The organism is Streptococcus sp. 4155 (assembly GCF_013276695.1).
In the GTDB taxonomy this organism is placed as follows: domain Bacteria; phylum Bacillota; class Bacilli; order Lactobacillales; family Streptococcaceae; genus Streptococcus; species Streptococcus pseudopneumoniae.
Genome location: NZ_VMLM01000017.1, coordinates 1 through 12,812 on the forward strand (window position 1 = coordinate 1; position 12,812 = coordinate 12,812).

The following is a 12,812-nucleotide window of genomic DNA, read 5'->3' on the forward strand; positions in this document are numbered from 1 at the left end:
AGAAAGAAATTTGCTGGAGAACTCATCCAAATGGAGGCTAGCCCTCATGCCTGGTTTGGAGCAGAAACCTCTAACTTACACTTAGCCATTGATGATGCTTCCGGCAATATCCTAGGGGCTTATTTTGATAAACAAGAGACCTTGAATGCTTACTATCATGTCCTTGAACAAATCTTAGCCAATCACGGCATTCCCCTTCAAATTAAAACAGATAAGAGAACGGTCTTTACCTATCAAGCCTCCAACTCTAAGAAAATGGAGGACGATACCCATACACAGTTTGGATACGCCTGTCACCAACTGGGGATTCTCCTTGAGACAACCGCTATCCCTCAAACTAAAGGGAGAGTCGAAAGACTCAATCAGGCACTACAATCTCGCCTGCCTATTGAACTGGAACGAAACAATATTCATACCTTGGAAGAAGCCAATACTTTCCTTCTTTCCTACATTCAAACCTTTAATGAATAGTTTGGAAACAAGACAAAACTCTCTGTCTTCGAGGTGGCTCCTAAGCCCTCTGAACGAAATCTCATTCTAGCTAGACTGGCGGAGAGAGTCGTGGATCGTAGACACCATATCCGATTCCAAAATCGTTGCTATATCCCTGTTGAACAGGGAAAAGAAGTCTACTTCAGCAGAAAGACGAAAGCATTCGTTATAAAAGAAGTTGACGGTGACATCTACCTCAATATCGCTGACAAGATCTGTCACACAAAGGAGCTACTAGTTCATGAACTCTATTCGAAAAACTTTGAACCAGAACCAGAACAAAAAAAGAAAGACGCAAGTATATCCCTCCACAAACCCATCCGTGGAAACTCACATCTTTCAAACAATATCTTCAGAAAAATAAAAAGGATTATGAAGAGTTTACTAGTGAGGAGCTTCATTCTCCTCATCTACAAGTATAATCTATTTCTCGCTAAATGGGAAGCTGCTCCTTAAAGGAAATCACTCTATCCCTTACATTTAGGAGAGAGAAAATAAGGAGTCTAAGACAAGCATTTCATTTGATAAGAGGCTTGGAGCTGCTAGGCTGGAGAGCCAAGGCTAAGACTAGCCTTGGTTTAGCTGAAAAAATAGCTTCAAGGGTTCCTCGTGTCAAATGAAAGCAAAATAATTGCCCTCAATCTCACCATTTTTTGGGGCATCATCACTTTCGATTGACACTACTTTTTTAAAATTTTTTAATTAATTTTACAACTGCTTCCGTTCGAGCTGTATGTGGGAACATATCGACCGACTGGATATAATGAAGATCATAGACTTCTACTAAGCGTACCAAATCCCTTGCCAAAGTCGAAACATTACAAGAAATATAAACCATTTTTTCTGGTACATAGGTAAGAATTGTATCTAATAACTTGTCATCCAGACCTGTACGTGGTGGATCCACAATCAAAGCATCTGCTCGGTATCCTTCCTTGTACCAACGAGGAATAATCTCTTCTGCTGTTCCAGCTTCATAATGAGTATTGTCAAATCCCATTCTTTTGGCATTTCGCTTGGCATCTTCAATGGCTTCTGGAATAATATCCATACCTCTGAGTGTTTTTACTTTCTTTGCGAAGGCAAATCCAATCGTTCCAACTCCACAATAAGCGTCAATCAAATGGTCTTCTTTATCAACATCCAAGGCTTTTACCGCCTCGTTATAAAGAACTTCTGTTTGTTCAGGATTTAGTTGATAGAAAGCTCGAGGAGATAGTGAGAATTCATAGTCGAGTACACCTTCTTGAATATTCTCTTGTCCCCAGATAATCTCTGTCTTTTCACCATAAATCTCACTGGTTTTAGCTGTATTTGTATTCACAGCTACTGTCACAACTTCTGGAAAATCTTTAATTAAGTCTTTTACTAGTTGGGTTAAATTAAGCTGACGATTTGTAACAATAATAATCTGAACCTGTCCAGTCTTTCTTGCTCGTCGAACCATAATAGTCCTAACACCTAGAACTTTTCTCTCATCGGTGATTGGAATTTGGTGAAAAGTAAGTAATTCCGCTAGACGATTAGCAATCACTTGGGTTTCCTTGTCTTGTACCAGGCAATCTTTCAACTCTACTAAATAGTGAGAGTTTTGTGCATATAAGCCCGCCTTGACCTGATTTTTAAATTTTCTAGTCTGAAATTGTAACTTAGCTCTGTAATATTTTGGTTCCTGCATTCCAATAGTTGGACGAATTTCATAGTTTTCATATCCTGCAGGAGCAAATTTTTTCAGCGCTTGATGAAGCAAGTCCGTCTTGAACTCCAGCTGCTTATCATAATGCAGGTGCATGATTTGGCAGCCTCCGCACTCATTATAAATAGTACAAGCTGGCACAACGCGGAATTTAGACTTCTTGTTGACCTTTAATAATTTCGCTTCAACAAAGTTACGTTTAATAGAAGTAATCTGACAATAGATATCTTCGCCTTTGAGAGCACCGGGTACAAAGACTAATGTTTTTTGGTAAAAGCCGATTCCCTCACCATTAATTCCCATGCGCTTGATTTTTAATGGTATTTTTTGTTTTATTTTTAGATTCATAGGTCTATTATACCATGGAGTTTCTAAGATATTTAAGAATATGTTACAATAAAAGCATGAATTCAAAAACACCTCGCTTTAGTATACTAGATTTCCCTGAACGATTACGAAGCTATATCAAGGGAGCTAATCTCTCTGATAGTTCTTCTCATTCAAGTGCAACTGTCCTATATATAGATTCAGGTTACTATTTAAAAATAGATCAAAAAGGCAGATTAGCTCAAGAAGCTAAGATTGCAAGTTGGTTCGAAACTGAAGGATTGGGAACTCCAGTGATTACCTATTTATCAGCAAAAAAGGACTTCCTTCTGACCAAAGAAGCCATTGGCAGAAATGCTCTCGATTTTTTAAATCAACCCGAAAAACTCTGTCAAACCCTAGCTCAAGCATTAAACAAACTTCACAGTCTTAAACCACAATCTTTTCCGTCGGAAAATCATCTGAAGCGTTATAAAGAAAAAGCCTTAAAAAACTATCAGAAGGGGACTTTTTATAACAAGACTCTTCTGCCCCAATTTCATATTCACAGTCGTGAAGAAGCTTACCAACTGATACAAGAGAAAGGTTACATCCTCAAAGATGATGCTTTTATTCATGGAGATGCCTGCCTGCCAAATTTCATCTTGAAGGATGCCTCGCATTTTTCTTGCTTTATTGACTTGGGATTGGCTGGTTTTAGTGACCGACATATCGACCTCTTTTGGGCAATTTGGTCCCTTCATTACAACCTACAAGATGCTACGTATGCTGAATTATTTCTCGACTATTACGGTAGAGAATATGTAGATATGGATAAACTCCGACTTGTTGCAGCTTTCGAAGCATTTAGATGAAAGGAAATTATGAAAATCACAAAACTTGAAAAGAAAAAAAGACTCTATCTGATGGAGCTTGATAATGGCGACAAATGCTATATCACCGAAGACACAATTGTTCGTTTTATGTTATCGAGAGATAAGGTGATAAGCCAAGAGGAATTGAAAGAGATTCAGGACTTTGCTCAATTTTCTTATGGTAAGAATCTGGCTCTCTACCATTTATCCTTTAAAGCACGCACTGAAAAAGAGGTCAGAGAATATCTAAAAAAATACGATATTGATGAAAACATCGTTTCTCAAGTCATTGCTAATCTTAAAGAAGATAAGTGGATCAATGATAGCCAATACGCTTATGCTAGCATCAATGCTAATCAACTGTCAGGAGACAAGGGTCCTTATGTGCTGACTCAGAAACTAGCTCAAAAAGGGATTTCAAAATCTACTATAGAAGAGAACTTGAAAGAATTTGATTTTTCTGAAGTTGCTCAACGTGTAGCTAATAAACTATTGAAAAAATATGAGGGAAAACTTCCAGCTCGTGCCCTGCAAGATAAGATTATCCAGAGCTTGACTAACAAGGGCTTCTCTTATTCTGATGCTAAAATTGCCTTTGACGACTTAGATAGCCAAATTGACCAAGAAACGACTCAAGAACTCATCTTCAAGGAACTTGATAAGCAATATACTAAGTATGCTCGAAAGTATGAAGGATACGAACTGAAGCAGCGTTTAACTCAAGTTTTAGCACGAAAGGGCTACGATTTTTCGGATATAGCAAGCGCTCTTAGAGAATATCTTTAATATTTCCAAGTGAAATTCACAGATTTTAGGTAATTTTATGGTACAATAGTAAATGATAAACTTATAAATTGTAGAAAGTTGGTTAGTTATGAAGCTTCCAAAAGAAGGCGACTTTATTACAATTCAAAGTTATAAGCATGATGGGAGTCTCCACCGAACTTGGCGGGACACCATGGTACTAAAAACAACAGAAAACGCCATTATTGGTGTCAACGATCATACACTTGTTACCGAAAGTGATGGTCGTCGTTGGGTCACTCGAGAACCGGCTATTGTTTACTTTCACAAGAAATATTGGTTTAATATCATTGCCATGATTCGTGATAATGGAACTTCTTACTATTGCAATATGGCTAGCCCCTACTATCTGGATGAAGAAGCACTGAAGTATATTGATTACGATTTGGATGTTAAAATTTTTACAGATGGGGAAAAACGTCTCTTGGACGTTGAAGAGTACGAGCGTCACAAACGCAAAATGAATTATTCTGATGATTTGGACTATATTTTAAAAGAACATGTCAAAATTCTTGTTGATTGGATTAACAATGGACGTGGTCCTTTCTCAGAAGCCTATGTAAACATTTGGTACAAGCGCTATGTAGAACTAAAGAATCGGTAAAGTTGTCAAAGGTCAGGAACAAAATCCTGACCTTGTTTTTTTGGTAGTATAAAATAAATTGTGTAAAAACAAAAAGGAATAAATCCATTATAGCAGAGTTACAACACCTTACTAGAAAGAGATTTATGCAGAATTCGTAAAATATATAAAACAAATAGATATACTGTTATTTTTTAATGTCTCTGTTCCTTGTAAGTTTACAACAAACTTATATCGTTTAATACAAAAAATACGAAGATGATTAGTATAAAAAATACAGGTCAACTTCGTATTTTTTTATTTCCACATAGCATCAATCACTTGGTACAACATTTTAAAAACAATATCTCGACAGAGAAAATGGTATTTAATCTACCAGCTCATTTAATCGTTTTTGAAAATATAAAGCAATACTTTTAGATTCAATAAACTCAAAATATTTTATGACATCGTTCATTTGTTTAATTCCAGATTCTTTAGATTCAGTCAGATATATTTTATATCCTTTTACAAATTTGAATGTAGATTTTTCAAAAACTTTTGTGTCATCTTTTAATAATTTTTTTAATTTCATTTCAAAGTAGTCTGCATATATTAGATGTGAATTTTCAAGGCAACAGAACCAAAAATTTAAACAAGCTGACACAACTAAATTTCTATTCTTACCGATTTTTTCGTAATAATGTGTACGCTCTAGTATTTCTTTTCCGACCATGTAAATATAATCTATTTCAAAAAGATGATATAAATTACCAATCAGCGTTATCTCATAGGACTCCCATCGTTCCTTTTGGAATAAATAGTCATATACTAAATTTAGATCATCTCTACTAACTACATGATTACAATCTATCTGATTTAATAATCCCTGGACCATAATTGTATTTATTTTATAAGTTTTTTCCCCACTCTTCTCAAAAAGTTTTTGTTGCTCATTTTTTATTTCCTCCAATCCTTTAGTATTCAAACTATAAAAGTTCGGAGATAAATTAACCAAAAAATCATCACGCTCCGATCTTTTATAATGTTCTAGGTAATTACAAAAATTCTCTATCGAAACATTGATATTTGATAATAATTCAAAAAACGTTGAAAGAGAAATTTCATTTTCTCCCCTTTCAAATCTAGAAAGTTGAGATTTTGATATAGAATCAGCTGCAGCATACTCTAAAGAATATCCGTTTAATTTTCTAAAATATCGAAAAGCTTCTCCGTAATTTTTCACACTTTCATTCCCTTAACTTTCTTTTCGAGCGATAAACATACCATATTCTTTAGGAATGATCAACATACCATTATTAAACTCAGTTTCCAACCTTTTACGAATTATTTCCTCTTCTAGTGAACCTATTTCTGAAATTCCTTTAAACGATTGGATGTATTTAACCAGGTCATCTATACTAGTTACCTGTAACTCATCATCATAGAATAATGTATCGACAGAGTTAAAATACCTACTCAGGTACCTTTTACCATTTTGTAAAGTAAACGTTTTATTTTCTAAATCTTGATTAACCTCATCTTTAAATAAATTTGCCAAATAATTTACAACTCCATTTTCACCAAATGTAGCACAGTAAAAAATTCCTCCGGTTTTTAAGACCCTATTCACCTCAGAGAGAGCTTTAGGAATATCATTCACATGATGTAAAAGCATATTAGCAATAACAATATCAAAGGTTTCATTCTCAAAAGAAATCTTTTGAATATCCATTATTTCATAGTTAACATTGTCTCTATTTCCAATCACTGACTTCGTTGATTTTACCATATCTTTAGAAAAATCTGTAACAACCAACTGCTTCATTGTATCTATAGAATCACTATTACTTTTCCACAGTTCTCCTGTACCACATCCCAATTCTAGAACCTTTACTTCATCAGTGATTTGATAGTTAGAAAATATCCAATTATTAAATCCCAATTTATTTTTTGAATACTTCTTATGCAATTCTACTCGAATATCAAGATTATCATGACTTTTATATTGTTCAATTACTTTATCAATCATTTTAAACGACCCCCACTCTATAATTGACATTATATCACAAGAATAAAGATAGTGTTAAATAAGTTGTATAAATGCAAAAAAGGAATATTCCGTTATAGCAGAGTTGTAACACATTTCTATAAAGAAATTTATTCCTACGACTCAATTTAGCATGCTTAACTTCCTAACTCAAAAACCAAGCATCAATTAATTTATCCGTTCTTCTTTTGAAACAGATTTGAACTGATAATTGCTCGTTTTAATTTAAAAAGCTCTTTTGAGCAAAACTTCATTTTTTTAAGAGTCCAAGGCTTGTTGAAGACTCACAAGCCTTGGACTAGAAATTCAAAGATTGGTCCAGCAATTTCTGTCTATCGCTTTTCTACTAGCAAAAAACCTACCTTGAGGCAAGTTTTCATTTATATATCTAATTTCGTAACTGTAAATTTGATATGGGAATAATCTTTTTCAACATCCTTATCCAGCAAGAAAGCTGTGGCGTCCTTCTTAACTTGAACCAGGTCAATATTCTGGGCTTGGGCTGCATAGACGCAGCCACAATAATATTGACGATAGATATCATACTCCTCACACATCTCTACTGAACGTTTGTAGCCTTGATTTTTCTTGAAATCGTTGGGAAGATAGTGGATCGTGTAAATTTTTTGCACATCGATTCCGATGCTATTGATGGTTTGAGAATTCTTATGAGGACTGATGGTCAAGGCTGAACCAAAGTAGTCAAAGCCCAAGTCCATAGCCACTTGCGCTGTTTTATCCAGTCGGTAGTCAAAACAAACCTTGCAACGGTCGCCACCTTCAGGCTCTTCTTCCAGTCCTCTGACTAACTTACGTTATTCATTTGGTTCATAGGGAGCCTCTAGGTACTGAACCACATCTCCTGTCCTCTCATTGAAATCACTGACAAATTTCTTAGTAACATAGGCACGCTTATGGTATTCTGCCTTAGGATGGATATTAGAATTTGTAAAATAGATGGTCACATCTGCATACTTGGTCAAATATTCTAGGGTATAGGTACTGCAAGGGGCGCAGCAAACATGCATGAGAATGGTTGGCCGATGCTCATTTTTCTCTCATACTTGTACCATCTTCTGCATGACACGGTCATAATTAATCTTCTGATTGGGGTTCATCTTGCTCAGAATTTCTTCTACATCGATCATGTTATTCTCCTTTTTCTAGTCTTATTTTATCATATAAATTAGGAGAGCTCAAATCAATTTAGAAGTGAATAGCATAAAAAGGAGGGGTAGGCATTCCCTCCTTTTGTGTTTTTTATAAGTTGTTTTCTATAGAAAGCTTACATCATGCCGCCCATCATGCTTGGATCCATTGTCGGAGCCGGAGCTACTGGTTCTGGTTTATTGGCTACAACTGCTTCCGTAGTCAAAATCAAGCTGGCTACAGATGCTGCATTTTGAAGAGCTGAACGGCTCACTTTAACTGGGTCGATGATTCCCTCTTCAATCATGTTGACCCACTCGCCAGTTGCTGCGTTGAAGCCTGTACCAACTTCAGCATTTTTCAAACGATCGATAACGATTGAACCTTCAAATCCTGCATTGTGGGCGATTTGACGAACAGGTTCTTCCAAAGCACGGAGAACAATATTGCGTCCTGTTGCTTCGTCTCCTGTCAATTCCAAATCAGCCACGGCTGGGATAACATTTACAAGGGCTGTTCCACCACCTGCAACGATTCCTTCTTCAACAGCTGCACGAGTAGCGTTGAGGGCATCTTCAATGCGGAGTTTCATTTCTTTCAACTCAGTTTCAGTTGCGGCTCCGACCTTAATAACCGCTACACCACCTGACAATTTGGCCAAGCGTTCTTGCAATTTTTCACGGTCAAATTCAGAAGTTGTAGTTTCGATTTGAGACTTGATAACCGCAACACGGTGAGAAATCGCTTCAGGATTTCCTGCACCTTCTACAATAACCGTGCTATCTTTGTCCACGGTCACTCTCGCTGCTTGACCAAGAGCTTCAATCGTCGCATCTTTCAACTCAAGACCAAGGTCTTCTGTGATAACTGTTCCGCCTGTTAAGATGGCAATATCTTCAAGCATGGCTTTGCGACGGTCACCAAAACCAGGTGCCTTGACTGCTACTACGTTGAAGGTTCCACGAATCTTGTTCAAAACAAGAGTTGGAAGAGCCTCGCCATCCACATCATCCGCAATAATCAAGAGGGGACGATTGCTTTGGAGAATGCTTTCCAAAAGTGGCAAGATTTCTTGGATATTGGAAATTTTCTTGTCTGTAATCAAAATGTACGGATTTTCAAGGTCAGCCACCATTTTTTCGCTATCAGTCACCATGTACTGTGAAAGGTAACCACGGTCAAACTGCATTCCTTCTACGACTTCAAGCTCTGTTTCCATACCACGTGACTCTTCGATGGTGATGACACCGTCTTTGCCAACTTTTTCCATTGCTTCAGAGATGTACTCACCAACTTTTTCAGAACGAGAAGATACGGCTGCAACTTGAGCGATAGCTTCTTTATTGGCAACAGGGATGGCGTTGTTTTTCAAAGCTTCAACTGCTGCGGCAACTGCTGTTTCAATCCCACGACGAATACCGATTGGATTGGCACCTGCTGTGACGTTTTTGATTCCTTCACGGACGATTGCTTGGGTCAAAACAGTTGCAGTTGTAGTTCCATCACCTGCGATATCATTGGTTTTTGAAGCTACTTCTGATACTAACTTAGCACCCATATTTTCAAAATGGTCTTCCAATTCAATTTCTTTGGCAATGGTCACACCGTCATTGGTAATCAATGGTGAGCCAAATGATTTTTCAAGAACGACATTGCGACCTTTTGGTCCCAAAGTTACTTTAACAGTATCTGCAAGGATATCGACACCACGGACCATAGCTGAACGGGCATCTGATGAAAATTTAATTTCTTTTGACATACTTACTTTCTCCTTCTATTCTTCAATGATTGCCAAGATGTTAGCTTCGCCTACGATGATGTACTTTTCATCGCCATCTTTGACATCAAGACCTGCGTGGGCTTCAACTAAGACACGGTCTCCAGTTTTAACACTTGGAGCAACCAAGTTACCGTTCAAGGTACGAACACCTTGTCCAGTAGCCACAACTTGAGCTGTTTTGGTTTTTTCTTGGGCTGAGCCTGCAAGGACAAAGCCCCCAACGGTTTGTTCTTTTTCTTCTATTTTTAAGACCACACGGTCCCCTAATGGTTTCAACATCTGATTTCCTCCATAATGAGATAGATATTATTAGCACTCTTTGAACTTGAGTGCTAATTCATAGTTCTATTGTATCACTTGGTCAGAAATAGTCAAGAAAAAAGTCTGACTTTCTCAAGATAAAAAGCCTGAGACCAACTCAGACTTTTTAATTCTTAAAATGGCAATTCTTCCTCTTCCAAGACCAAATCTGCCAAATCTTGGCCTGCATTATTTTCACGCATGGCACGTTGGGCACGACTTTCCAAGAGTTGGAATCCTGTCACAAGGACTTCGGTTACATAATTCATCTGACCATTTTTCTCAAAGCGACGGGTACGCAATTCTCCATCCACAGAAATAAGACTACCTTTGGTTGCATAGCTTGCCAAGGTTTCTGCTAGTCTGCCCCATAGAACCATATTAACAAAATCAGCTTCACGTTCCCCGTTTTGGTCTTTGTAACGACGGTTCACAGCGATAGTTGCTCGCGCTACTGACTTGTCATTGTTGGTTTTGTGCAATTCAGGTGTAGACGTTAAACGTCCAATCATGATAACTTTATTATACATATTTTTTCCTCCTACTTATCTATTCGTAGGAAATCAAAAAAAGTTACAGAAATTTGTAACTTTTCGAGAAAATTTTTTAGTTTTTATGAACCATGAAACCTGTCGCTTGTTGATTGACCATGATGGTCATATCTGTAATCTGAACACGACGAGGTTGACTGGTCACATAGACTACTGTGTCTGCGATGTCTGGTGCCTGCAAGGCTTCGATTCCCTGATAAACCGTCGCAGCTCGTTCTTTATCACCGTGAAAACGCACTGTAGAAAAATCTGTTTCAACAATTCCAGGCTGAATGGTCGTCACCTTGATATCCGTTGCGATGGTATCAATTCGCAGTCCATCCGAAAAGGTCTTAACCGCAGCCTTGGTAGCTGAGTAAACAGCGGCACCAGCATAGGCATAAATTCCTGCGGTTGACCCCATATTGATGATATGTCCTTGATTGGCTTTTACCATTGCTGGCAAGAAAGAGCGAGTGACTGCCATTAAACCTTTGACATTGGTATCCAGCATGGTCAACATATCCAACTCTTCATAGTCCTGATAGGGTGCCAAGCCAAGAGCTAGTCCAGCGTTATTGACCAATATATCAATCTGACCTATCGTTTCTAGAATATCGGAGCAGACAGTCTTGACCATGGCCATATCCGTCACATCTAGTGAAAAAGTCCAAACTGTTTGATTTGGATAGATTGCTGCAAACTCCGACTTAAGAGTTTCTAATCTGTCTGTCCGTCGTCCAGTTAGAACGACATTCTCACCCTGCTCCAGATAAGCACGCGCAATTGCTTCACCAATACCTGATGTCGCTCCTGTAATCACTACATTTTTTGCCATCTTATTTCCTTCTATCTGGTCTATCAGATACTAACAACTTCTTAGGCAGTCCAGTGTTTAGCTGGGTCGAATGGTGTTCCGACAACTTGGTCTTCTGATAATTCAAGCACCCCACGTTTTTGTGGAGCATTTGGCAGATGCAATTCACGAGGACTGCACATCATGCCAAAACTCTTTTCACCACGAAGTTCGCCTGGGAAAATAAGATTGCCTTTTGGCATCATAGCTCCAGGAAGAGCTACAATTGTTTTCAATCCAACACGCGCATTGGGAGCCCCTGCAACAATTTGTACTGTCTTATCACTTGCGACTGCAACTTGGCAGATGTTGAGGTGGTCACTATCTGGATGAGCTACCATCTCGACAATTTCACCAACAACAAACTTAGGTTCCTTGTCATTAACAATTTCCTCTGCAAAACCTTCCGCCTGCAATTCTTGGTTCAAACGAGCTACTTGCTCATCTGACAAAAAGACTTGACCGCGCTCTGCAATTTCAAACAAACTTGAAACTTCGAAAATATTCCACGCCACTGTTTCCCCATTATCTTTTAGAAAAACATGGGCTACCTTGCCTTTGCGCTCCACATCTAGTTTGGCATCTCCGCTATTTTTCACGATGACCATAAGGACATCACCGACATGTTCTTTATTATATGTAAAAATCATTGTTTCTATTTCTCCTATTTCAGTCCTGCTAAAAAGTCGTTAATTTGTTGCTTGCTTTTACGGTCGCGATTAACAAAACGACCGATTTCCTTGTCCTTTTCTAGAACAACAAGGCTAGGAATTCCGTAAACATCCCAAAGTTTGGCCAAATCCATATACTGGTCTCGGTCCACACGAATAAAGGTGAACTCTGGATTAGTTTTCTCAATTTCTGGTAAGGCAGGATAGATATAACGACAATCGCCACACCAGTCCGCCACAAAAAGAAAGACCTTCTTGCCATCTTTTTCTACTAAGGATGCTAATTCTTCTAAACTTGCTGGTTGTATCATAAGACTTCCTCCTCATAGACTAGGTCTTCATTTTCATAGACAAAGGTATAATGACGCCCATCCTCAAAAATCACGCCACCAACCAAGCTCTCTAGACCGCTTTCGTAAACTTGAACATAGAGGGTCGCAATTTCTCCCATGTCTGAAAAATGGTCTCGCACAATCGCTGTCAACTCTTCCTGAGTCTTCCTGAGCTTATGGTCATCTGCAACTTTTTTCGTAGCAAGGGCAAGGCTCCCAATACCAAGCAGAGCCAGACCTGCCATCCACATTTTTTTAGCTTTCATACCATTCATTTTAACACAAAAAAGGCTTTAGGACAAATGAGGAAGCAGCAGAAAAGCAAGTAAAAAGCCTCTTCCTTAAAGGAAAAGGACTTCTTATACTCAATGAAAATCAAAGAGCAAACTGGGAAGCTAGCCGCAGGTTG

Annotated in this window: 13 protein-coding genes and 2 pseudogenes; 4 read left to right on the top strand and 11 right to left on the bottom strand. The window is 38.1% G+C overall.

Annotation, left to right across the window (positions count from 1 at the left end; genetic code table 11):
- Window positions 1–914 (top strand): annotated as a pseudogene (locus HT715_RS02255) (ISNCY family transposase); the annotation flags it as partial.
- Between the two features lie 266 nt (window positions 915–1,180).
- On the opposite strand, the gene rlmD reads toward HT715_RS02255, so the two are convergent.
- On the bottom strand, window positions 1,181–2,536 hold the full coding sequence (rlmD, locus tag HT715_RS02260) for a 23S rRNA (uracil(1939)-C(5))-methyltransferase RlmD (protein WP_023937326.1): 1,356 nt from the start codon (window positions 2,534–2,536) through the stop codon (window positions 1,181–1,183).
- 56 nt (window positions 2,537–2,592) lie between these two features.
- On the opposite strand from rlmD, the gene HT715_RS02265 reads away from it, so the two are divergent.
- The 3 genes from HT715_RS02265 to HT715_RS02275 all read left to right on the top strand — a co-directional run bounded on the left by HT715_RS02265 (window position 2,593) and on the right by HT715_RS02275 (window position 4,777).
- Complete coding sequence (locus tag HT715_RS02265) at window positions 2,593–3,369, top strand: aminoglycoside 3'-phosphotransferase (RefSeq protein ID WP_023940326.1); 777 nt, start codon at window positions 2,593–2,595, stop codon at window positions 3,367–3,369.
- A gap of 9 nt (window positions 3,370–3,378) precedes the next feature.
- The gene (recX, locus tag HT715_RS02270) at window positions 3,379–4,155 is read left to right on the top strand and encodes a recombination regulator RecX (RefSeq protein ID WP_000705109.1); all 777 of its coding nucleotides are present in this window, start codon (window positions 3,379–3,381) and stop codon (window positions 4,153–4,155) included.
- Between the two features lie 88 nt (window positions 4,156–4,243).
- The gene (locus HT715_RS02275) at window positions 4,244–4,777 is read left to right on the top strand and encodes a DUF402 domain-containing protein (protein WP_000775321.1); all 534 of its coding nucleotides are present in this window, start codon (window positions 4,244–4,246) and stop codon (window positions 4,775–4,777) included.
- 346 nt (window positions 4,778–5,123) lie between these two features.
- Here HT715_RS02275 and HT715_RS02280 read toward each other — a convergent pair whose 3' ends face one another.
- From HT715_RS02280 to HT715_RS02325, 10 genes and pseudogenes are all read right to left on the bottom strand, one after another.
- Entirely contained in the window at window positions 5,124–5,981 is an 858-nt protein-coding gene (locus HT715_RS02280; RefSeq protein WP_172922814.1) for an Rgg/GadR/MutR family transcriptional regulator, read from the bottom strand.
- A gap of 12 nt (window positions 5,982–5,993) precedes the next feature.
- Entirely contained in the window at window positions 5,994–6,767 is a 774-nt protein-coding gene (locus HT715_RS02285; RefSeq protein WP_050208055.1) for a class I SAM-dependent methyltransferase, read from the bottom strand.
- 398 nt (window positions 6,768–7,165) lie between these two features.
- Window positions 7,166–7,933 (bottom strand): annotated as a pseudogene (locus HT715_RS02290) (epoxyqueuosine reductase QueH).
- 137 nt (window positions 7,934–8,070) lie between these two features.
- On the bottom strand, window positions 8,071–9,693 hold the full coding sequence (groL, locus tag HT715_RS02295; protein ID WP_050208057.1) for a chaperonin GroEL: 1,623 nt from the start codon (window positions 9,691–9,693) through the stop codon (window positions 8,071–8,073).
- Between the two features lie 15 nt (window positions 9,694–9,708).
- Entirely contained in the window at window positions 9,709–9,993 is a 285-nt protein-coding gene (gene groES, locus HT715_RS02300) for a co-chaperone GroES (RefSeq protein ID WP_081530038.1), read from the bottom strand.
- A gap of 155 nt (window positions 9,994–10,148) precedes the next feature.
- On the bottom strand, window positions 10,149–10,544 hold the full coding sequence (locus HT715_RS02305) for a single-stranded DNA-binding protein (protein ID WP_000282467.1): 396 nt from the start codon (window positions 10,542–10,544) through the stop codon (window positions 10,149–10,151).
- Window positions 10,545–10,620: 76 nt separating this feature from the next.
- Window positions 10,621–11,382, bottom strand: coding sequence for an SDR family NAD(P)-dependent oxidoreductase (locus HT715_RS02310; RefSeq protein WP_119943689.1), 762 nt, complete (start codon window positions 11,380–11,382; stop codon window positions 10,621–10,623).
- Between the two features lie 41 nt (window positions 11,383–11,423).
- Window positions 11,424–12,050 carry a YtpR family tRNA-binding protein gene (ytpR, locus tag HT715_RS02315; RefSeq protein WP_000578281.1) on the bottom strand — a complete coding sequence of 209 codons (627 nt, stop codon included), beginning with the start codon at window positions 12,048–12,050 and terminating at the stop codon, window positions 11,424–11,426.
- 14 nt (window positions 12,051–12,064) lie between these two features.
- Window positions 12,065–12,382: a thioredoxin family protein gene (locus HT715_RS02320; protein ID WP_000615778.1), complete on the bottom strand. Its 318-nt coding sequence runs from the start codon at window positions 12,380–12,382 to the stop codon at window positions 12,065–12,067.
- Window positions 12,379–12,678 carry a DUF4651 domain-containing protein gene (locus HT715_RS02325; RefSeq protein ID WP_007284809.1) on the bottom strand — a complete coding sequence of 100 codons (300 nt, stop codon included), beginning with the start codon at window positions 12,676–12,678 and terminating at the stop codon, window positions 12,379–12,381. Before HT715_RS02325 ends, HT715_RS02320 begins: the two co-directional genes overlap by 4 nt.
- Window positions 12,679–12,812: the final 134 nt, after the last annotated feature.

What these genes read in the sequence shown, in the direction of transcription:
- rlmD (WP_023937326.1), bottom strand. Translation starts at nt 2,536, where the DNA reads ATGAATCTAAAAATAAAACAAAAAATACCATTAAAAATCAAGCGCATG.
- HT715_RS02265 (WP_023940326.1), top strand. Translation starts at nt 2,593, where the DNA reads ATGAATTCAAAAACACCTCGCTTTAGTATACTAGATTTCCCTGAACGA.
- recX (WP_000705109.1), top strand. Translation starts at nt 3,379, where the DNA reads ATGAAAATCACAAAACTTGAAAAGAAAAAAAGACTCTATCTGATGGAG.
- HT715_RS02275 (WP_000775321.1), top strand. Translation starts at nt 4,244, where the DNA reads ATGAAGCTTCCAAAAGAAGGCGACTTTATTACAATTCAAAGTTATAAG.
- HT715_RS02285 (WP_050208055.1), bottom strand. Translation starts at nt 6,767, where the DNA reads ATGATTGATAAAGTAATTGAACAATATAAAAGTCATGATAATCTTGAT.
- groL (WP_050208057.1), bottom strand. Translation starts at nt 9,693, where the DNA reads ATGTCAAAAGAAATTAAATTTTCATCAGATGCCCGTTCAGCTATGGTC.
- groES (WP_081530038.1), bottom strand. Translation starts at nt 9,993, where the DNA reads ATGTTGAAACCATTAGGGGACCGTGTGGTCTTAAAAATAGAAGAAAAA.
- HT715_RS02305 (WP_000282467.1), bottom strand. Translation starts at nt 10,544, where the DNA reads ATGTATAATAAAGTTATCATGATTGGACGTTTAACGTCTACACCTGAA.
- HT715_RS02310 (WP_119943689.1), bottom strand. Translation starts at nt 11,382, where the DNA reads ATGGCAAAAAATGTAGTGATTACAGGAGCGACATCAGGTATTGGTGAA.
- ytpR (WP_000578281.1), bottom strand. Translation starts at nt 12,050, where the DNA reads ATGATTTTTACATATAATAAAGAACATGTCGGTGATGTCCTTATGGTC.
- HT715_RS02320 (WP_000615778.1), bottom strand. Translation starts at nt 12,382, where the DNA reads ATGATACAACCAGCAAGTTTAGAAGAATTAGCATCCTTAGTAGAAAAA.
- HT715_RS02325 (WP_007284809.1), bottom strand. Translation starts at nt 12,678, where the DNA reads ATGAATGGTATGAAAGCTAAAAAAATGTGGATGGCAGGTCTGGCTCTG.